The organism is Microseira sp. BLCC-F43 (assembly GCF_041929235.1).
In the GTDB taxonomy this organism is placed as follows: domain Bacteria; phylum Cyanobacteriota; class Cyanobacteriia; order Cyanobacteriales; family Aerosakkonemataceae; genus Microseira.
Genome location: NZ_JBHFNP010000067.1, coordinates 12,833 through 34,397, shown reverse-complemented (window position 1 = coordinate 34,397; position 21,565 = coordinate 12,833). Strand labels below are relative to the sequence as shown.

Annotated in this window: 19 protein-coding genes; 11 read left to right on the top strand and 8 right to left on the bottom strand. The window is 46.8% G+C overall.

The features are described 5' to 3' along the window. The first annotated feature begins 4 nt into the window (after positions 1–4). From ACE1CM_RS11185 to ACE1CM_RS11165, 5 genes are all read left to right on the top strand, one after another. Entirely contained in the window at positions 5–217 is a 213-nt protein-coding gene (locus ACE1CM_RS11185) for an acetyltransferase (RefSeq protein WP_374877502.1), read from the top strand. A 93-nt stretch (positions 218–310) separates the two neighbouring features. Then, entirely contained in the window at positions 311–649 is a 339-nt protein-coding gene (locus tag ACE1CM_RS11180; protein ID WP_374877501.1) for a cupin domain-containing protein, read from the top strand. A gap of 200 nt (positions 650–849) precedes the next feature. Further along, positions 850–1,938, top strand: a complete 1,089-nt coding sequence (locus ACE1CM_RS11175) for an iron-containing redox enzyme family protein (RefSeq protein WP_374877499.1) — start codon at positions 850–852, stop codon at positions 1,936–1,938. A gap of 204 nt (positions 1,939–2,142) precedes the next feature. Beyond that, positions 2,143–2,973 (top strand): SAM-dependent methyltransferase, encoded by an 831-nt coding sequence (locus ACE1CM_RS11170; protein ID WP_374877497.1) that lies wholly within the window; start codon positions 2,143–2,145, stop codon positions 2,971–2,973. Positions 2,974–3,351: 378 nt separating this feature from the next. Next, a complete protein-coding gene (locus tag ACE1CM_RS11165) occupies positions 3,352–4,290 on the top strand; it encodes a manganese catalase family protein (RefSeq protein ID WP_374877495.1) in 939 nt (312 codons plus the stop codon). Between the two features lie 133 nt (positions 4,291–4,423). Here ACE1CM_RS11165 and ACE1CM_RS11160 read toward each other — a convergent pair whose 3' ends face one another. Continuing rightward, positions 4,424–5,101 (bottom strand): DUF2459 domain-containing protein, encoded by a 678-nt coding sequence (locus tag ACE1CM_RS11160; RefSeq protein ID WP_374877493.1) that lies wholly within the window; start codon positions 5,099–5,101, stop codon positions 4,424–4,426. A gap of 136 nt (positions 5,102–5,237) precedes the next feature. Between ACE1CM_RS11160 and ACE1CM_RS11155 the strand changes: the two genes are divergently transcribed. Then, positions 5,238–5,903 carry an HAD family hydrolase gene (locus ACE1CM_RS11155; RefSeq protein WP_374877492.1) on the top strand — a complete coding sequence of 222 codons (666 nt, stop codon included), beginning with the start codon at positions 5,238–5,240 and terminating at the stop codon, positions 5,901–5,903. A gap of 566 nt (positions 5,904–6,469) precedes the next feature. Here the strand turns inward: ACE1CM_RS11155 and ACE1CM_RS11150 are convergent. From ACE1CM_RS11150 to ACE1CM_RS11140, 3 genes are all read right to left on the bottom strand, one after another. Beyond that, positions 6,470–7,648 (bottom strand): RNA-guided endonuclease TnpB family protein, encoded by a 1,179-nt coding sequence (locus tag ACE1CM_RS11150; RefSeq protein ID WP_374877491.1) that lies wholly within the window; start codon positions 7,646–7,648, stop codon positions 6,470–6,472. 279 nt (positions 7,649–7,927) lie between these two features. After that, positions 7,928–8,251: a translation initiation factor gene (locus tag ACE1CM_RS11145; protein ID WP_374877490.1), complete on the bottom strand. Its 324-nt coding sequence runs from the start codon at positions 8,249–8,251 to the stop codon at positions 7,928–7,930. Positions 8,252–8,342: 91 nt separating this feature from the next. Then, a complete protein-coding gene (locus tag ACE1CM_RS11140) occupies positions 8,343–8,825 on the bottom strand; it encodes a hypothetical protein (RefSeq protein WP_374877487.1) in 483 nt (160 codons plus the stop codon). 373 nt (positions 8,826–9,198) lie between these two features. Here ACE1CM_RS11140 and ACE1CM_RS11135 point away from each other — a divergent pair, with 373 nt between their 5' ends. The 3 genes from ACE1CM_RS11135 (at position 9,199) to ACE1CM_RS11125 (ending at position 12,453) form a co-directional block, all read left to right on the top strand. Next, complete coding sequence (locus ACE1CM_RS11135) at positions 9,199–11,703, top strand: glycoside hydrolase family 31 protein (RefSeq protein ID WP_374877486.1); 2,505 nt, start codon at positions 9,199–9,201, stop codon at positions 11,701–11,703. 171 nt (positions 11,704–11,874) lie between these two features. Continuing rightward, entirely contained in the window at positions 11,875–12,024 is a 150-nt protein-coding gene (locus ACE1CM_RS11130) for a hypothetical protein (protein WP_374877484.1), read from the top strand. An 84-nt stretch (positions 12,025–12,108) separates the two neighbouring features. Next, positions 12,109–12,453, top strand: a complete 345-nt coding sequence (locus tag ACE1CM_RS11125; protein WP_374877482.1) for a hypothetical protein — start codon at positions 12,109–12,111, stop codon at positions 12,451–12,453. A 56-nt stretch (positions 12,454–12,509) separates the two neighbouring features. Here the strand turns inward: ACE1CM_RS11125 and ACE1CM_RS11120 are convergent, their stop codons facing one another. After that, entirely contained in the window at positions 12,510–12,923 is a 414-nt protein-coding gene (locus ACE1CM_RS11120) for a hypothetical protein (protein WP_374877481.1), read from the bottom strand. A gap of 839 nt (positions 12,924–13,762) precedes the next feature. On the opposite strand from ACE1CM_RS11120, the gene ACE1CM_RS11115 reads away from it, so the two are divergent. Further along, positions 13,763–15,544 (top strand): S8 family peptidase, encoded by a 1,782-nt coding sequence (locus tag ACE1CM_RS11115; RefSeq protein WP_374877480.1) that lies wholly within the window; start codon positions 13,763–13,765, stop codon positions 15,542–15,544. Then, the gene (locus tag ACE1CM_RS11110) at positions 15,541–15,768 is read left to right on the top strand and encodes a hypothetical protein (RefSeq protein WP_374877479.1); all 228 of its coding nucleotides are present in this window, start codon (positions 15,541–15,543) and stop codon (positions 15,766–15,768) included. The genes ACE1CM_RS11115 and ACE1CM_RS11110 overlap by 4 nt, the downstream gene beginning before the upstream one ends. Before the next feature lie 57 nt (positions 15,769–15,825). On the opposite strand, the gene ACE1CM_RS11105 is transcribed toward ACE1CM_RS11110, so the two are convergent. The 3 genes from ACE1CM_RS11105 to ACE1CM_RS11095 form a co-directional block, all read right to left on the bottom strand. Beyond that, entirely contained in the window at positions 15,826–16,143 is a 318-nt protein-coding gene (locus ACE1CM_RS11105; protein ID WP_226585299.1) for a thioredoxin family protein, read from the bottom strand. A gap of 382 nt (positions 16,144–16,525) precedes the next feature. Further along, positions 16,526–17,083 (bottom strand): hypothetical protein, encoded by a 558-nt coding sequence (locus ACE1CM_RS11100; RefSeq protein ID WP_374877478.1) that lies wholly within the window; start codon positions 17,081–17,083, stop codon positions 16,526–16,528. An 87-nt stretch (positions 17,084–17,170) separates the two neighbouring features. Then, positions 17,171–21,565: a PAS domain S-box protein gene (locus ACE1CM_RS11095; protein ID WP_374877477.1), complete on the bottom strand. Its 4,395-nt coding sequence runs from the start codon at positions 21,563–21,565 to the stop codon at positions 17,171–17,173.

Here is a 21,565-nt window from a genome sequence, read left to right as displayed (position 1 = left end):
TTTTATGTTACTCAAAAACAAAGAATCTGGCAATTTAGTGGAAATCCTTGATGTTCAAACACTGATAAACCCATCTAAAGAGAAAGTCCCCGGACAAACTCAAGAAGGGCAAGAAGAACAAGATCCAGAAGGTTATTCCAAGCATAATTTGATTTTTCCTTCCGGTGAAGAACTCCCCCGCTGCTGGGTAGATGTCAATTACAACAATGCAGCTTAGCTAATTGCTAATAGTTAACATTCGACAACGCTCCTAGACTCTTAACTATTAGCAATTAGCAATTACCAATTACCAATTACCAAGGCGAAATTTATGCCCGATACCAGCGTTAAAAAAGTTGATTCTGCCTATTCTCCAAAAGGGGAAATGGGGCAAAAATATCTCGCATCGGGAAAAAGCTTGTCGATGCGCCTTTGGGAAGATGAGCAACCCGGTGAAGACAAACCACCGACTCAGCGCGAGTATGAAACCGTCGGTTATGTAATTCAAGGTCGCGCTGAATTACATATCGAAAATCAAATGGTTTTGCTTGAACCCGGTTCATCTTGGGTTGTGCCTAAAGGTGCATCCCATACTTACAAAATTCTCGAACCATTTACCGCCGTTGAAGCAACTTCTCCCCCCGCCCAAGTTCACGGGCGCGATGAGTAATACAGAAACCCGGTTTCTCTAAGAAACCGGGTTTCTTCATATCTGCCTCATCCTTAAGTCATATATTTAAGCCAAAAATTTAGTAAAAATAATTACAAAATGGTTACTAAAGAAAGATACGGTAACCGCCAATGAAAGTTTATTGTAAATAAGTGTGAAGACAGGGAACCAACATTAGTTGGACGAAAAAGGAAGATTAAATGCAAAGCAACGTAGTTGAGATGCCGCCGATTAGCTGGAACGAACAACTCCAAGCGGTTGATTATCATGAAGCTGAGCAGCAATTTGTAACGCTGCTGGAATTGGAAGATTTAGATACAAAGCTGGAAATTCAGCCAGAAATAGCAGAGAATTTTGCCAGAATACTCGACAGCGCCATCCAAATTGCTTATCAAGAAGCACCCGGAGAAAGCGAAGCAGCACATCGTTTTTTGCAGCGGGTACTTTATCGCATAAACCGACTAAAACTGTTTTGGTACGACGATCTGCGAAACTATACTAACGAAAGGTCTGGTTACTTGCGGATAGTGCGCGATCGCATCGAGTATTTCTGGCAAAAGTGGGAACTGGCACAAATAGACGTAGAAGCACTAAAGCAACTCGATGTCAAGCAAGCATTGATCGAACGCGCCGCATATGATGTCGATCCGCCGTTGAATGAAAATAGCCGATATATCCGTGAAGAAATCAGCGAAGCGGGGTATCAACATTTACTGGCGATCGCATCCTTCGACGGGTTAGTTGAAGCAAGTCGTCTTTCCCGCATTTTGGGAGGCGCTGCCAACGAAGTACAATGTACTTTAGTGCGGGTATTATTAGAAGAGTACGGCAGCGGCAAATTAAATCGCAAACACTCTACTTTTTTTGCCAAAATGCTTGCCGAATTAGGACTCAATACCGAACCAGAAGGATATTTTGACATCGTACCCTGGGAAGTATTAGCAAGCATTAACCACAACTTTCTATTAACAGAATGCAAGCGTTATTTCCTGCGTTACAACGGCGGACTGGCGTATTTTGAAGTAGTAGGACCCGCCATCTATAAAAATTATCTCGCCGCAGCGCAACGCTTGGGATTATCAGAAGCAGCGATGGGATATTGGGAACTGCACATTAGAGAAGACTCACGCCACGGACGCTGGATGATCGACGATGTTGCATTACCGTTGGTAGATATGTATCCTAACGACGCATGGCAAATTGTGTTGGGGTACGACCAAGAGAAATTTATGGGCGATCGCGCCGGTGACGCCGTCGTCCGATCGCTCCGCCAAGCAGAACTTCGCTAACTAATGTTTGTAGTAGGGACTTTAGTCCCCAAAAGTCTAATAAACAACGACACAACTGCACTAACTAATGTTTGTAGTAGGGACTTTAGTCCCCAAAAGTCTAATAAACAACGACACAACTGCACTAACTAATGTTTGTAGTAGGGACTTTAGTCCCCAAAAGTCTAATAAACAAGGACTAAAGTCCTTACTACGAACTTTCAAATGCTGAAAATTTACCGATTACCAATTACCATTAATATGTTCGACCAATCTATCTTCACAAAACAATCCAATTCACCGTATTCAATTACCAAAAATGCACCATATCCCAGTAAAATTGCCAAGCGCAGTCCTTCTGGAAAAGAGATATTTATATGCCCAGAAGAATCTAATTTTTACTCTCAATGTTTAGACACATTCGTTCTACAAAACTGTTGGGAAAATGAAGCCGTAATAGAATTTGGGTCTGGCGATGGACTTCCCGTCATTCATTCCTTACTGAGAACGGAATTTTTAGGGTGCATTCATGGATACGAACTCAATAGTTCAGCTTGTAAAATTGCCAATAGCAAAATCGCAGAATACTCACTAACCGATCGCTATGTAGTTCACAATACCTGTTTCTTCACATCATCTAAACCTGCCGCGAGGTATCTTGTCTCAAACCCCCCCTATTTGCCAGCAGTAGATGACGATATTTACCTGCCATTATTACGCGGCGGGACAGACGGTTCTACAATTACCAGAAAGCTTTTTTCGTTAGGTTACGACAACGTCATGTCGCTGGTTTCTAGTTACTCTAATCCAGTCGATACAATTGATTATGCCATCGCACAAGGTTACTCTGTTTCCAAGTTTTTAGTCACCCCGCTAGAATTTGGTTATTACAGTTCCGAACCCAAAGTTAGAAACACCATCGCCAAGCTACGGGAACAAAAGAAAGCTTTCTATTCTGGAAACATCTACCTTCTAGCTGGAGTACTATTTCAAAAACAGTCATTAGCCACCGCCAATCTATCCGATGAGCTAATTCAAATCATCACGAGCTTGTAAAACTTGGAAAGCCGAATTCATCCACCCGGTTTCTTTAAGAAACCGGGTGGATTGAGCCTAACAATTTTTGTTTCAAAGAACGCATCTTAATTATATTCCTAAAGGTTGATGAACGAAACTAATTTAATTAGTTTCCTGGTAGGTAAGAATAAACAACAACAGGTCTTAGGCAAAGAAACCGGGTTTCTGCGTAGATGTCTAGTTTCCCACCGACGATTTTTTATAGAAACCCGGTTTCTAGACTCGTCGTGGGTAAGTCCTGAACAATATTCGCGGTTCGTATTAGATACATATGAACCCCGAAGACAGAATTTGCCAGAGGAGTGTTTCGGAAAGTCCCCCGTTATCTAAACGCAAAAGTTACTCAAAGAGGCTGTCATGTTTTATCACACCAAAAAACTGCAATATTTCAAACCACCAGAAAAACCCGATGCAGTCTACGCGAAGAAAATTCAGGAACTGATCGGCGGTACATTTGGTGAAATGACCGTGATGATGCAGTATCTATTTCAGGGTTGGAACTGTCGCGGTCCTGCTAAGTATCGCGATATGCTGCTAGATGTCGGGACTGAAGAAATCGGTCACATCGAAATGCTAGCAACAATGATCGCTCACCTATTAGATAAAGCCCCGATCAACCTGCAAGAAGATGGTGCAAAAGATCCCGTCGTCGGTGCAGTAATGGGCGGTACAAGTCCACGGGATGTAATTATGGCAGCGGCGATGAACCCGCAACATGCAATTGTTTCTGGTTTGGGTGCAACCGCTGCCGATAGCGTTGGTTATCCTTGGAACGGTCGTTTTATCGTTGCTAGCGGTAATTTAATGGCTGATTTCCGGTCAAATCTCCACGCCGAAACACAAGGACGCTTGCAAGCGGTGCGGATGTATGAAATGAGTGACGATCCGGGGGTAAAAGATACGCTCAGTTTCATGATTGCTCGCGATACAATGCATCAAAATCAGTGGTTAGCCGCAATTGAAGATTTGAAAGATTCTGGACTCGAAGATACGCCGGTTCCTAGTTCCTTCCCCTTGGAATTGGAGAAGCGGGAATTTGCCTATCAGTTCTGGAATCATTCTGACGGAACTGACAGCGCCGAAGGTCGTTGGGCGCAAGGCAAATCGATGGACGGTAAAGGTGAATTTGAATATATCGAAAATCCTCAACCCCTAGGTCCCGAACCCGTACCACCCCAAGTCGATCCGCGTTTGCACGGTACGCCTCAAGTCAGAAACAGCACCAACACCAATGTCACCAATGGTAACGATAACAACCCATTGGTGGCAATTAAGCGCATCGTTACCGGCAGCTAGAAACTTGCAGAAACCGGGTTTTTTACAAAAACCCGGTTTCTCTTCAGTGAGTAGGGGCACGGCATGTTTTAGATTCTCCTCTTGGGCGATAATTTAATCTTGTCGTGCCCCTACACCCCGAGCGTAAACAGTATTATTTCCCCCCATCGCAACTGTTATCCAAGTGCAACATAATTGCCTTAGAAAGTCCTGCCCACACAGGTGTATTAACATCAGCTTTTCTCAGAGCTTCTGCCGTCCAAGAGTTACAATTTCTCAAGATTGAGTAAGTGCCTTTAGCCTCGTAATAGCTAACGTTTTGACGGACGCCATAGGGGAATCTATTTTTTTCTCCTTGCCAGTTTAATATAAAAGTATCTCTAATAAATTTATTTAACTTTAAATAACCCGTTGTACTCACGCCAAAACATTCTATTTCAAAATTTTGCGGCAGGTTTTTGTAACCTTCCACTCGGATAACCGAGGGATTGGGAAGAAATAGTGCTTTAATACCCGCAGCAATTTTTGCATCAATTTCCCTGGGCGGGTTCATATAAAATTCTCTTTCTCCCCAGCCAAAACCTAAGTAATTGTAATCGGCATTTTTACCTGCACCTATTTGATTCAAAGATAAATGTTTCCGCCAGTCAAAAATTGTATTCTGGACGGGCACTACAATTTCTGAATGGAAGCCAAAGTTAATAACGCAGATTTTCACATCGCAACTGGCTGGCAAACTCTTATATTTTTGAGGCAGTAAAGCTCCAATCAACAGCGACGAAAAAATAAAAATAGGAACGATAAAAACATAATAAAATTTTATTTTTATCATCTACTTAATCTCCCAATTTTAAAATGTTATGAGAACTCCCAAAAATTTTACACAAATCTCATACTATTGTTAGATGAACTGATAAAAATATGCCTGTACCTTGATATTACTTCAAACAAAAATCGGATCTAGGGCAATGGCATTGTCAGCAGTTATTTTAGATGTAGATGGAACGCTGGTTATCAGCAACGATGCACACGCGCAAGCTTGGGTGGAAGCGTTTGCTACTTATGGCTATGACGTACCCTTCGAGAAAGTTCGACCGCTGATCGGGATGGGCGGCGATCAAGTCATACCAAAAATGGTACCAGGACTTGATAAAGAAGAAGGGGACGGAAAAGCTATTTCCGAAAAGCGCAAAGAACTGATTATCAAAAAATTCGCTCCGACGCTTCCTGCTGCACCGGGTGCGCGAGATCTGATATTGAAGATGCAGCAATCTGGTTGGCAACTGATTATTGCTACTTCGGCGACGAGTGAAGAACTTTCGCTGTTATTAAAAGCGGCAAAAGTTGACGATTTGCTCGCAGAAGCAACAACATCGAGCGATGCGGAACATTCTAAGCCAGATCCCGATATTGTGGCAGCCGCATTGGAAAAGTTGCATCTGGAACCACATCAAGTTGTGATGATTGCGGATACTCCCTACGATATTGCAGCGGCGAGTAAATGCGGAGTGGGAACGATCGCATTTCGCTGTGGTGGCTTTGATGATAGCCAGTTAGAGCGAGCGATCGCTATCTACGACGACCCCGCCGATCTGCTAGCACACTACAACGAATCTCCATTAGCTAATAGTTAGAACTGACGCGGGGGCGGGGAGACGCTAAGGACGGGGGGACGCTAAGGACGGGAAGAGTCTCTATATGTAGGGTGCGTTAACGCAGTGTAACGCACCATTTTTAGCTAAAACCGACAGAAGCCCCACGACTCACCCGCAAGGGGAGCGTGGGATGAATGGCTTCGCGGCGACGAGTTGACCCCCGACCATTATCAGCCGCTAGGTTGATCGGGGAGTGGGGTCGGCGAGGAGCCGCCAATTTGTGTATTTGGCAACCTATCAATCCAATCTTCAACCAACTGTGTAACTGTCTTTTCCTTGCTTTGTGCATAAGACTTGAGCTTGTTATATCTTTTTTGAGATAGCCTGATTCTAATAGATTTTTCTGGGATAATGTATCCACGATAGGGATACATTTATCCTAATATATAAATGGTCGTTGACCCACCCACACGGCTGTAAACAACACGAAGTAGCGGTACGACGCAAGCGAAAGGAACTAGCGTGAGCAAGGGGGAAGGAACGTCGCCAACTGGTAAGCCATTGCTTTGACACTCACCGACCTAAAGGTGCGGTGATTCTTGCATCTACAGGTACTCTCCACTAGGGAGAATACCCTTCATCAAGTTAAGGGTTGTGCCAAGCAACCCATTCTCTAGACCAGATGAAGCCATTACAGCAGCATCTCTCTTTAGGTCTAAAGAACAACAGAAACCATCCCACCTGGAAAGGTTTCTAGCCGCGTTTAAATCAGCGTTGTGGTAGTGACCATTAGGACAATTAAAATGATGTCCTTTTCTCTCGCCAAGACTGCCGCAAGTTGAGCAAGATTTACTGGTGTATGGGGCCGGACGCTTGATTATTCTCAACCCTTTGAGAGCTAACTTATAATCTAGTTTCTGCTCTAAAGAATAGTAGGCCCAAGAATGCCTTGACTCACCACTATCAGCCCGATTCTTGTTCCTCTGTTTCATGGTATCTCGACATCCTGCCAAATCTTCAACCACTACATCAGCATTCAAATATTGGGCGAATCGCACAATCCTTTTGCTAATCTTGTGGTTAACAGATTCCATCCATCTACGCTCGCGCTTATCCCACTTCTTTAATGCTCGGAATTTCTTGGCTAATTGCAAAGACTGACGACGTTTCTGAAAATAACGACGACGATGTTTAACTTCCTTGCCACTAAAGAACTTGCCAAAACCTTTGGCGGGTGCTACCACAGCTAAATTGTTTTGCCCTCGGTCACATCCAATTCTGTTAATCGTCTGTAGCTGTGGAACTTCCATAGTCACAGATATATAGGCATACCATTGATGTCGATGTTCGATTAATTTGGCAGAACCTTTATCAATTAAAGGATCGCTAATTAACAGCCTGTCTAAAATAGGTTGCCAATGCCTTGATGCTACTTCAACAGGAACTCGTTTGATTCCTTTGATAGTGGGAAAACTTAAACTATAAGTTTCACCAACTTTGTGGAGCGACCAGTTCTGCTTATTGATTTCTGGGGGCAAGGATTTATATTGTTTAACTTGCTTCCCAACGACCGATGTAGTATGGCGAATTGTTTGATTTGCGAGTGCAGACATGAGCGAAGTTTCTACCTTGGCTGTGGTTAACTTTCTCCTCTCTGGGAGTGGAATAGTTAATAACCAATTAGCTAAACGGGTGTTCTCCTGAGTCATTTCGCCAAATAGTTTTACTTTGGCTTGATTGAGTTGAGAAAACTTGAGTTTTAGCGTGATAGGTACTTTACTCATGCTAGAATTATAGCAGATTTTACCCAGATAGGTAAAGCCGTCCTAGAAGGACGGGGCTTTAAACCCAAGATTTCGGTAAAACAATTTAACTGCCTGCGGGAGGCGGGCGGCTGCCTGGGTTCTCTCTTTGAAGAGATAAAGGACGCAAGTCCAGAGATGCTGTGTAAGTCTTGGAGCGTTTTTGGTAACGCACATTGTAGAAACAATGTTCCCAACAGAGCAACGGCAAGTGAGACAGGAAGCCTACACTGTATACGAAGTATCAGTGTACGTACTTCACTACCTGTAGTACTCCTCGTCAGCGGGGTCGCCGTAAGGATCTTCGCTCCCTGGACTGATATAGCCGTATTGATCCTCGTCAGCGGGGTCGCCGTAGGGGTCTTCGCTCGCCGGACGCACATCGCCGTAGTAGCCTTCTGCGGGGTCGCCGTAGGGGTCTTCACTCGCTGGACGCACATCGCCGTAATAGCCTTCTGCGGGGTCGCCGTAGGGGTCTTCGCTGGCTGGACGGACTCGACGGTCGTATTCTCTATCGCGATCGCTTTCCTCTTCGTTTTTACCGAGAAAAGCATCTTGGATGTCTCGCAAAAATCTGTCAACCATAACGATCTCCTGATTTGGTAATTGGTCGTGGGTGATGGGTCATTTTCACCCGCTCACCCGTTCACACAGGCGAGACGCCTGTGCTACCCTGCTACTGTGCAGGCACTAAATCGGTTAAATCGCGCCCGTCTGTCCTTCCGTTATAACCTTGAAAGTCGCGATATCGTTGTGCCTCTTCTGCTGGAACCGCAATGCCTTCTCGCGGCGGCGTTACCCAGTGCGCCCGTCCTTGAGCATCGCGATAGTAGACGCGCCCGTTCTTAGAAAGGTAATACTTGCCTTCTGGGCCTTGCTCTTGCCTGTTCTTATGCCGATTGTAGAGGTAGTAAAGTGCAGCAGCGCCTGCCAAAATTGCCACTTTTTGACCCGTTGATAATCCCCTTCTCGCTTGAGGTTGTTGATTTGCTGGAGGAGGGACTACTCTTCCACCACGGGTATCATCAATCGGCGGCGGTGGTGCATACTGCTGTCTCGGACTTGAGCAAGCAGCAAACAACGGAACCGATAGCAATGTTGAAAGCAGCCAAGCTTTAGTACGTAAAAATTTTTTCGGCTCAGGTTGAATTGCGTTCATTGCCTCTTTTTTACCTGGGGCTAAAGGACAATTTTTGGCGGGTGATTAAAACCAACGCTGTTGCATTAGGGTTACCACTAAAAGTGCTGAGTGCCGAAATGCCGTCAACTGCTTGCCGCCTTTGTCCGGGACTTGGCACTCAGGACTTTTAGCTAGACCGTCCTCTGGCTGCCAGTGGAAAGGCTTTTACAACGATCTACAACAGCGCCACAATTTGATTTTCAATAATTTAATCGTGCCGCAATTTGCCGTTCGTTCCATCCAGCCTGAGGTAGAAAGTTTTTTCACCTACTTCACACCATAGGAATATACAGTTTGGTCAACTATTTAGTTTAATTAGTTTAAAGAGAGATGGAGCTTGACAAAATCTGGAATGCCTCAATACTTTGGAAAACTACCCACCACAAATCAAGCTTGGTCAACCATCGCCGCTGTAGAATCAATTGACTCGGATCAACGGGGCGTTTGGTGCAACTGTGGCGAGGCACGCCTTGGCATCAAGGTACTAGCACCTAATTTAATTCACGTGCAAATGTCTCCCACCGGGGAGTTTATCCCCCGTCGTTCTTGGGCAGTAACCAAGGACGATCCAGAATGGCAATTCGTACCTTTCCAAGTGCGAAAAAGCGATGAAAAGGTAGAAATTGAAACCGAACAATTGCGCGTTTGTATCGAGCGCAACCCGTGTCGCATTGCCTGTTTCGACAAACAAGGGCGTTTGTTTGCACAAGATGTAGATCTGGGAATGGCTTGGCGCATGAACAAAAGTTCTTCCTTATCTTCCCCCCTTGTAGGGGGGACTGAGGGGGGTGCCGTCGCTGCTTGGAAACGGATCGAAACAAACGAACATTTCTATGGTTTTGGCGAACGCACTGGACTACTAGATAAATTATCTGAAGTTAAAACAAATTGGGCAACTGATTGTTTAGATTACGGTTCGCTGACGGATGAAATGTACCAGGCGATTCCATTTTTTATCGCCTTACGTCCCCAATTAGCTTACGGTATTTTCTGCAATACTACTTTTTGGAGTCAGTTCGATATCGGTGCGGAACAACCTGGTGTTTGGCGGATGGAAACCCGGGGAAATGAATTAGATTATTACATTATTTACGGCCCCGAACCAGCACAAATTCTCAGCACTTATACCCAACTAACGGGTAGAATGCCTTTACCGCCAAAATGGGCGCTGGGTTATCATCAAAGCCGCTGGAGTTACGAATCTGAAGCAGTGGTGCGGGAATTGGCGCAGGAATTTCGCCAGCGGCGCATTCCTTGCGATGTAATTCATTTAGATATTGATTACATGCGGGGATATCGCGTGTTTACTTGGAGTCCGAAACGCTTTGGAGATCCGGCTAAATTAATCAGCGATTTAAAGCAACAGGGTTTTAAAGTAGTGACAATTATCGACCCTGGGGTGAAGTACGAACCCGAAGGCGATTATCATGTGTTTGACCAAGGGCTAAAAAACGATTATTTTGTGCGAAAATCCGATGGGCGGATATTCCACGGGTATGTTTGGCCTGATAAAGCTGTATTTCCCGATTTTATGCGTGCTGAAGTGCGACAGTGGTGGGGCGACTTGCACGCCAGTTTGACCGATGTCGGCGTCGCCGGGATTTGGCACGATATGAACGAACCGGCGATAGACGATCGCCCGTTCGGCGATCGAGGTGTTAAAATTTGGTTCCCCCTCGATGCACCCCAAGGTGACGGAAGCGACTCCACCACCCACGCAGAAGTTCACAACCTTTATGGGTTAATGATGGCGAAGGCGTCTTATGAAGGAATGCTAAGACAGCGTCCTCATGAGCGATCGTTTATCTTAACCCGATCTGGTTTTGCCGGGGTGCAGCGATATTCATCTGTTTGGATGGGGGATAATCAATCGTTGTGGGATCACCTGGAAATGTCCCTACCAATGTTGTGCAATATGGGGCTATCCGGCGTCGCGTTTGTCGGGTGTGATATCGGCGGTTTTGCAGGTAATGCTACCGCTGAATTATTCGCCCGTTGGATGCAACAAGCAATACTTTATCCTCTCATGCGCGGACACTCGGCGATGACAACTGCCCGTCACGAACCTTGGGTTTTTGGCGAACAAGTGGAAAATATTTGCCGCGAATACATTAATTTACGCTATCAGCTATTGCCCTACATTTACACGTTGTTTTGGCAAGCAGCAACAACTGGCGCACCAATTTTACGTCCGTTAGTTTATGATTACCCCAACGATTCCAAAACCTATACTCTGTCCGATCAAGTATTGTTGGGTTCCTCGATCATGGCAGCACCTATTCTTCGTCCTGGAATTGAATATCGCGCTGTTTATCTGCCTGAAGGAAGTTGGTACGATTGGTGGACTGGAGAGCTTTATCAGGGGCCAACCCACATTTTAGCTCACGCACCTTTGGAACGAATGCCGCTTTACGTGCGGGGGGGTGGGATAATTCCAATGTCGCCAATAGTGCAATTTGTTGATGAGCGATCCCCCCAACCCCCCTTGTCAAGGGGGGCACAAGACTTATCTGCCGCACCTCAGGGCACCCAAGACTTATCTGCCGCACCTCAGGGCACCCAAGACTTACCCCCCAAGGCATTGGGGGCATGGGGGGATCTAAGGCTACGGATTTGGCCTGGTACGGGTGAATTTACCCTTTATGAAGATGATGGAAATAGTTTTGAATACAGAACGGGTGCGTGGGCGACTACAACTTACCGCGTGCGTCCTGAAGACCCACAATTCATTGTAGAAATTGAGGCGCGGTCAGGACAATTTTCCCCTCCCTCGCGGGAAGTTATTGTGGAATTAGTCGGGGTGGGAGAACAGCGTTTTACCGATGATGGTACGGCGCAGAATTTGGTGTTTGGTTAGTTACCAGAAACCCGGTTTTTCAAAAAAACCGGGTTTCTTAAAAAAATCTGACTCGGCTAAAGATTTATAACCGGATTAGAAACCGCTAAAAAATGCTCCGAGAAATTACAAATTCAGGAAAACGATCAAATTATCAATATACTGGAAAGCTTTACCGATGCCTTTGTCCACTTGGATCGGGAGTGGCGCATTACCTACGAAAACCAAGAAGTAGCTAAACTCAACCAACAAAAGCGAGAGGAAATGATCGGCAAACCCCATTGTCAACAGTGGTATTGGTCAGTCGTTACTATAGTAGAAAAGCAATATCGCCTTAGCTAATTTAATATATCCTGGGGTAGAAGTCCTTAGCATACATAACAGCGTAGGATACGTTTGTGGAAAATAAAAAAGGAGACAATTGATATGCAGCGGATTTTATCGGATTTAGGAAAAGTGGTTCGCCAAAGCTTTTTAGTTGTCGGTTTGATTAGTTTGCTTAGCTTATCAGGTTTATCGATTTTCAGCCCTCAACCAAGTTTAGCAGCCGCTGACAAAGACAATTCGTCAGTTCTGGACAAAGGTAGCAATAGCCAATCTGTAAAAAGCCGGGAAGAAGCCTACGACAAAGCCATCAAAGCCATTGACGACCCCGAAGGACTGGAGAAGGTCTACGAGAAAAATTTAGAAAAGTACGAAAAAGAAAATCCCCAACCAGGTATCATTGAAAGCGCCAAAGACGTAATTAAAGAAGTTACCCAACCTGAATAATTTCTCCTCGTTCGATCTAGAAACCCGACTTCTCCAAGAAGTCGGGTTTCTGGGTGTTACTCGCTCAATTCCTGTTGTAAATACTTGCCCCATTTGGCAGCCAGAGGAATTTCTGTAAAAGGAATTCGCACTGAATTTGCCGAATTTGGTAAGAAAAATTCCAAAACAACACCACGACCAGATATGGGTGGCTTATCTAAATCAACCGGCTTATCATTGACTAACAAACGGATAGATTGTACGTCTTTAAGAGAAAATGTTTCTAGATTCACCGGGCCAGAGCGGGTGGGTTTTCCCCAAGTTAAATTGTCCCCTTTCTGACCCAGGACTGCGTAAATATCGTACTTAGCCCGCTCGAATCCAGATGCCCAAGTGCGATATGCTTCGACTTTTTGATATTCGTTCCACCCTGCCCAAGCTAGCCAGATAAATAGGGCAAGCAGGGGCAACCATAAAAGACCGCGTTCCATAAATATAGGATGTAGGTCAGAAAAATCTTCATTGTTCCCTAATTTTCCCTGAAAATAGATCTTGTTGGTTAATCAATGTTTGACGGTCGGGGCACGGCAAGGAGAAAATCTTCTCTGATGCCACAGATTTTGGCTGCCGTGCCCCAACAGGTTAATTAACGTTCGCTGGTCGGGGCACGGCGAGGAGAAAATCTTCTCTGATGCCACAGATTTTGGCTGCCGTGCCCCTACAGGTTAATTAACGTTCGCTGGTCGGGGCACGGCGAGGAGAAAATCTTCTCTTGTGCAGTATATTTTGGCTGCCGTGCCCCTACAGGTTAATTAACGTTCGCTGGTCGGGGCACGGCAAGGAGAAAATCTTCTCTGATGCCACAGATTTTTGCTGCCGTGCCCCAACAGGTTAATTAACGTTCGCTGGTAGGGGCACGGCAAGGAGAAAATCTTCTCTGATGCCACAGATTTTTGCTGCCGTGCCCCTACAGGTTAATTAACGTTCGCTGGTAGGGGCACGGCAAGGAGAAAATCTTCTCTTGTGCAGTATATTTTGGCTGCCGTGCCCCAACAGGTTAATTAACGTTCGCTGGTCGGGGCACGGCGAGGAGAAAATCTTCTCTTGTGCAGTATATTTTGGCTGCCGTGCCCCAACAGGTTAATTAACGTTCGCTGGTAGGGGCACGGCAAGGAGAAAATCTTCTCTTGTGCAGTATATTTTGGCTGCCGTGCCCCTACATATCCATAACCTATGCCCAGAATGTAACGATCGCACAATATCTCAACGATGGGCAGGCGCTTGAGCTATTGTAGAGAGCATCACGCTTCGCTCTAGTTAGTAGGTAGTTATGAGAAAGCTTTTCATAACGTGCTTGTTTTTAATCGGGCTAGGCTTTGCCCTGTTTAATTTTAAGGGTTTGGCAGCTAATGGCACGTATAATTCGATTGTGCTGGATTTTCGCGAAGATATTCCACCAGCGCAGATAGCAGCAGATATTAAAGACTTCGCTTCCCAATACAAGGTCACGCCTCGTCTCAATAGCGCTTTCTCCCAACAGGATAACGTCTATGTGGTCGAGGGCGATCGCACTCTCCTACAAGCTTTGCAAAAATCCAACCTGGCAAAGCAAACTGAATATATCGAACCCAACTATATCTATCAAGCCTACGAAGTTCCCAACGACCCCGACTACAGCAAACAGTGGAACTTGCGTAGCATCAACGTCGAAGCAGCTTGGAACGAAACTAAAGGCGGTGGCGTTACCGTTGCGGTAATAGATACCGGCGTCAGTCAGGTTCCCGACTTGCAGCAGACAACCTTTGTTAAAGGCTACGACTTCGTTAACGATAAAGTTGAAGCTAACGATGACAACGGTCACGGCACCCACGTTGCTGGTACAATTGCCCAATCTACCAATAACGGCTACGGTGTTGCAGGCGTCGCCTACGAAGCCAAAATTATGCCCATCAAGGTATTGAGTGCTAGCGGTGGCGGTACTGTTGCCGATATTGCGGAAGCGATTAAATTCGCCGCCGATAACGGCGCCGATGTGATTAACATGAGCTTGGGCGGTGGCGGATCTAGCAGCATTATGGAAGAAGCTGTTAACTACGCCTACCAAAAAGGCGTGACCATCGTCGCCGCAGCGGGAAATGAAAATAGCAGTTCGGTTTCCTTCCCCGCCCGTTATAACCATGTAATCGCCGTTTCCGCTTTGAATGCAGCAGGCGAAAAAGCTTTCTACTCAAACTATGGTGCTGGAGTCGATATCTCCGCCCCCGGTGGCGATACCAGTCAAGGCAACGTCGGCGGTATCCTGCAAAATACCATCGACCCGGAAACCGGCCTAGACTTGTTTGAAAGCTATCAAGGCACAAGCATGGCGTCCCCCCACGTCGCGGGCGTTGCAGCCCTCGTAAAAGCCAGCGGAGTGGAAAATCCGGACGAAATTGAAGCAGTCCTCAAACAGTCGGCGCGAGTTATCCAAGACGACGAATTAAATTACTTTGGTGCCGGACAATTAGATGCGGCGGCGGCGGTTAAACTCGCGAGGAAAGGACAACTCAACTTCCGCGACTTCTTCCGCTGGTTGCGGGATAACGGTTATCTCAACCTGCGCTTCTGGTTTGATGGCGGCGTCGTCGCCCTGTTGCCGAAGGTTTTGATGGTGATCGGTTCTTATTTGTTGGCTTGGTTTTTGCGGAATTACTTGCCGTTTGTTTGGGGTTGGTCCCTGTCAAGCGGTTTAATTTTGGGCAGTTCCGGGTTATTTTTCCTGCGGGGACTGTACATTTACGACCTGCCACAATGGCCTTTACGGGTGATGGGCAGTTCGATTCCGGAATTGGGCAGTGCAATACAAGGTAGTACCGTGCTGAATCCAATTTTTGCCAGCGTGCTAATCCCGCTAGGTTTGATAGCATTACTGTTGGGACACCGCAGTTGGAAATGGTTTGCGATTGGGTCTTGTTTGGGCGTCGCGTCCTGTTTGGCAGTGAGTGCGGTGATGTCACCGGGTTTATTGTGGTTGGGAGATGGAATACTTGCTCGCATCTACCTAATTATCAACGCCTTACTCTGCTTCGGACTCGCCCGTCTATCTAGTAAAGGAGAAGAACGAACTGCATGAGTATCACCGTTACCGGCACTGTCGAACGTAAAGGCTTTGGCAAAGGCACTTGGGCGCTAGTCGCAGAAAACGGCGACCAGTACGAAATCCACGCTGGCGCCCCCAAAGAATTGCTCCAAAAAGGCCAGAAAGTCACCGTTAAAGGTGAAATTCGCCAAGATATCATGACCATAGCCATGATTGGTCCCGTCCTGGAAGTGCAATCCTTTGATGCGAATGAGTAGGACATAGGTTCGTAGTAGGCGCTAAAGCGCTAAAGCGCTGACTACGAACAAATAGTCTTAACTACTCGCTGCATTTAAAACAGCTTGCAGCTTGCTTCTAAACTCGCCTTTGGGATGACCGCCTTTAACCTCGCCCACAATCTGAAATTCTCCTTCAGGATTGTCGCAGATGAGGTAGGTAGGCCATCCCATTTCCGATTTATCGGGATACTGAGTTAATAGAATCTTGCGATACTTGCGATAAGTTGCCGTATCCTGCATTTTGACATCGATAAATTTTAAACCGAGTTCCTCTGAAACTTTCTGGTCGTAAAACGACATTTTGTGACAAATACCGCAGTCTTCAGAAGAAAACTTGATTACACTCCGCTCCATAACTCAATTCTCCTGGCTGTTTTTCAGAAACGCTTTCCTCCAGTCAAGTTAGCCAGTACGTGGTTATTGGTCAAGCAGCTGGCAACATAAATTTGATCTTCATATGATGTCAGGCAACTCACCCATAATTAAAACTCAGAGCGTCCCCCCGTCTCCCTGTCCCCGCGTCAGTCCTAACTATGGGTATTCAACCGGACATGATATCATTTCTCACCAGCACCTCTGCTCACCAGCACCTGAAGAGTGGGGCAAAAAAAATCCCCCGTGCCAGTGAGCCGGGGGAAAATGTCTTATCAGGGTGCATCTACCACTTCACTCTTCATTGGAGAGCGATTGCAATCCGGAAAAACTTGAGTAAATTGGCAAAAATATCTCACCAGTCCTATTCATCGGGTTCATCGGGTACGAGTGGCTGAATCGGCGAGGGTTTGCGGGGCATCTGTCGTTGCTGGGTTCCCCAAGCGGATATGTCTCGGCGGGGTAAGGTCGGAAGTTGTCGCTCTTGGTCGGTAGATGACATTTGTGACGAAATAGGGCGGGGTCTGGGTCTTGGGCGGCGAACTAGGCGGCGCGGTTTTGGATCGTGTAGCTGTTGTAAGATCATCCAAGATCCGGCTACACAGGTGAGGGCGATCGCGCCAAACAACAAAACCGGCAACTTCCCCGAATTCTGGATGTTTACGGCTTCATTTTGAGATTTTGCCGCCGTTGATGCCGATTCTACTTCTACATCCGAGTAAATCAGCACCTTCCCAGCCGAAACCGCAACGCCTAACAACCCTGCCCACACCGCCACAAAAAGTAACAGCGCGTGTTTCTGAAGTAGATTTACTACCGGATTACCGCTAGGTGGGGGGGCTGGTTTTTTTGCTTGCCGATCGCGATTCATTGGCTTCAAGCGTGATAATAGTTGCGTCCGTTGGGGTTTCGCTCTAGACATTTTTTCAGGTTTGCACCAAATACTTAAACAATAGCTTGGCAGCTAGTGCAGTGAAGCCAGTCCGTACCAATTTTAGGAGACGACCTGCTAGTTTGTCAGTTTTTCTGCATCGTTAACAACTCGATGTAAGATAGCAGCTAATTCCTCGCTGGTGAAAGGTTTGGGCAAAAACCCTTGGATGCCGCATCTGGTGACATTGCTGAGGTCTTCGCCAGACAAAAGTCCGCTCATGACAATAATTTTCACCTGGGGGTTAATTGCTTGCAAGGTGCGGATGCAAGTGAGTCCATCCATCGAAGGCATCATCATATCGATCAACACGGCGCTAATTTCTTGCTGTTCGTGGGTGTAAAGCGCGATCGCATCGATTCCGTCGGTGGCGGTTAGCACCCGGTAATCGCAGGTTTCCAGGACGGTTTTAGCCACTTGGCAAATTGCCGCTTCGTCATCCACCACCAGAATTAATTCTCCTTTACCCCGCGGCAGTTTAAAACTCGCCGCCGCTAACTCGGTTGCTTTTGTGCCGCCATTTGCTGGCAAAAACACCTGAAATTCGCTACCAGACCCCACCTTGCTGCTGACTGCGATCCAACCCCCGTGGTTTTTGACAATCCCCAGGGCAGTAGAAAGACCCAATCCCGTACCGGAACCGACTTCTTTGGTGGTAAAAAACGGGTCAAAAATCCGATCGATAATTTCCGACCCAATGCCAACTCCCGTATCTGCAACCTTTACGACCACGTAATCGCCAGCTTTCGCTTCAATATTCCTTCTCGCTTCGCTTTCCTCAACGATGCGGTTTTCTGCCACAATACTTAAAGTGCCGCCATTGGGCATGGCATCGCGAGCGTTAATGCACAAGTTGATCAACACTTGATGCATTTGGGTGTTATCTGCTAAAACCGTCCACAGCGGTTCATTAGCAATCTGGGTGTAAATTTGAATCGACTTGGGGAACGTGCGTTCGATCACCTGCTCAATTTCCCGCAGCACGTCTTTGATTTGCACCAGATAGCGCTTACCTTCCATTCCCCTGGCAAAGGTGAGGACTTGCTTGATCAGCGCCGCGCCCCGTTTAGCGTTGGTTTCGATTAACTTTAGTCGTTGCTGGGTTTTTTGATCGGAAAACTGCATCGCCAGCAGTTGCGCTGACATCAGGATCGGCGTCAATATATTGTTGAGGTCGTGAGCCATGCCGCCTGCCAAGGTGCCGATGCTCTCCAAGCGCTGAGCGCGGAATAACTGTTGCTCGAGTTGTTTTTTATCGGTAATGTCGCTATTGACCGTGAGGATCCATTTGGGTTGGTTTTGTTCGTCCCGCACCAGCGTCCAGCAGCTGGCGACGATAATTTCCCTGCCGTCTTTGGTGACTTGATGCAATTCACCTTTCCAACAACCGCTTTCGATCGTTGTTTGCAACGCCGCTGTACATTGAGGCGAAGGTTCTTTAAACAACAGTTGGGGAGCTTTCTGGGAGAGAGCTTCTTCTGGACTCCAACCGTACAAACGCTCTGCACCTTTATTCCAATATAAGATTTGGTTGTCTAAATCGCGAACGAGAATCGCCTCAGTTGCCACATCGAGTAAAGCTGCTTGAGCGCGGATTTTCTCTTCAGCAAGCTTGCGATCGTTTATATCAATAATCACCCCTACCATTCGTACTGCTTGCCCCCAAGCATTGTAGATACCCCGACCTCGATCTACAACCCAGTGGATACTGCCATCGGGATAAATTACCCGGTATTCGGCATCGTAGTCGGTATGGGTTTGCAAAGCACGGGAAAGCGCTTGCTCAACTCGGTCGATGTCTTCAGGGTGGACGCATTGGCGCCAAATCTGATAGCTTGCTTCTGTCTCCTGTGGGTTCAAACCGAATAAAGTGAAGTGGTTCTCGTTCCAGATCAGAAAGCCTGTGGTGAGGTTCCAATCCCAACTGCCGATGCGAGTAAATTCTAAGGCGAGTCTGATTTGTTGTTCGCTTTTATGCAAAGCTTTTAACAGTTGGCTTTGGGTAATCGCAATTCCTACCTGGTTCGCCAGTTGTTGCAATAGTTCGATTTCAAACTCCGACCACTGTCGCGCATGGGCGCATTGATGTGCAATCAACAAACCCCACAGTCGGGGAGAGGGGGGAGGAGACGGGTCGAGTGGGAGACAAGGGAGAGCGGTGTGTGACGCATTCACCGCGTCAGAGTGTCCCCGTGTCCCCGCGTCTTCTTCTCCGCCATCTCCTACCCTCGTCTCCTCTGCCTCATTCCCTGGAATCAGAATCGGTACGACCAAGTTAGCTTTGACGGCAAAATGCCGCAGCAATTCGGCATGACAAGGCAGAATACCCTCTTTTTCGATATCGGCGATCGCGCCGACTCGTCCAGAGCGGTATTGCTCGCGGTATGCTGGAAAGCAAGGATCGAGGATGTCGTGTCCGATAATTGCAGGCCAACCTGGGACTACTGCTTCTTCGATCACCTTTCCCGATCCGTCGGATTTTAGCCCAAAGATGACGACGCGATCGCACGCGAGTATTCTTTGCACTTCGGTGACGGTAGTTTGTAAAATTTCCTCGAGTTGCAGAGACTGGCGAATCTTCAGCGTCACTTCGGCAAATAACTGACTCCGCAAATTTTGCCGCAGCAATTGCGCCTCGACTCGCTTGCGTTCTGTAATATCCATACTCACCCCGACGATGCCGCAAGGGTTCCCCGTTGCGTCTCGGATCAGAGTATCTGCTACATAGGCGGGGAAAGTGCTGCCATCAGTACGGCGCACGGTAAATTCTCCTTCCCAACTGCCGGTTTCTCTCATGCCAGCCATAATTTGTGCGCCTAGTTCTGCTTCCGGTGACGCTACTACTTCTAAAATCGATTTTCCTATTACCTCCCGTGTCAGTTGGTACAACTGCTGTGCGAACTGGTTAAAGTAGATAATTTTGCCTTCTAAATCGGTAGCAATCACCGCATTGCGTACCTGGTCGAGCAGGGAAGCTTGAAACGCAATTTGATCTTGATCTTGTTTGCGATCGCTAATATCCCGAATCACCCCTAGAAACCCAATCCCAGCACCATTATTATCCTTAAGGACGCTAACCGATACCTCAACGTAGATTTCTTCTTCCCCATTTTTTTTTTTATGAATTCCCTCTCCCCGCCACGCACCCTCTGTTGCCAAAGCCTCGCTTACCGCTTGCTCATCTTCTGGTTTAACCCAACGATATTGATGGGATTCTTCTAGTGGCTTCCCGATTATTTCATCCGCCTTGACTCCATACAATCGATCTGCGGCTTGATTCCAATAAATAACCCGATGCTCGTTATCAATTGCAATTACTGCATCGCTCACATGAGATAAAACATGCGCCTGAAATTGAATTTGCGCTTCTGCTTGTCTGCGTTGATCTATTTCCCGTTGCAGTTGTTCGTTAGCTGCTTTTAACTCGGCAGTTCGTTCCTCAACTCGTTTTTCTAACTCCTCGTGAGCTTGAGACAGGACGGCTTCAATGCGCTGGCGTTTAGCAATCTCTTGTTGCAATTCCTCGTTTACTTGTCTTAATTGTGTCGTCTGCTCTTCTATTTTTACCTGCAAAGATTCGATAATGCCAGTCATCTCCTGGGGTTCAAGCACTTGCAGCCAGCTAGTTTGAGTCACAATTCCTAACAACTCCCCTTGCTCGCCAACAACTACCAATCGTCGCACGTGCCGCTTTTCCATTTCCTGATTCGCCACCCAGAGGGAATCTTCTTTGTTCAAACAAAATAGCGGCGCACTCATCACCTTTTGTGCCATAGTTTCCGCTAAATTTAACTCCAGAGTCAGAAATTGCACGAGATCTCGCTCGGTGACGATTCCTATTGGTAATTGGTCAAGTGTATTTTCTGCTGCTTCAGTAATAACTACACAACTGACGCCACGTTCAGCCATGAGTTGGGCTAAACTTAGCACCGATGCAGTGGCGGGTGCAGCAATAACTCCAGTCGTCATCACTTCTCGGACTCGTCGCACTTTGAGCAGATTGACAGGTTGCAGAACTTGACGAATGGTGTTGGGTGTGACTATTCCTACCAGTTGTCCCTGGGCATCCAAAATGGGTAAATGGCGAATTTGATGCTGACGCAACAGCGACATTGCCGTGAAAATGCTTTCATATCCTGATTTTTTCAGGGTCACGACTTTTGGCGTCATTACAGAGGCAATTTTGACCCCGGATAATTCCCTACCAGCAGCGGTAAGCTTTACTACATCTCGCTCCGTAAATATCCCCAGTAAGCGCGTCCCTGACACCACCAAAATGCAACTGGTTTGTGGCTGAATCGGTTGGTGCGATTTTGAGGATGATTTTGCTTTCGATAGCAGACAATTGCTCCCGCGTGCCTGACTCATCAAGGTGATCGCATCGAGTACCATAGTATCGGGCGCAACGGTTAAGGCAGGAGCGATCGCGCTCTCCAGAGGTGGCAAGTCAATCGACTGGGAAAATTGTCGCAT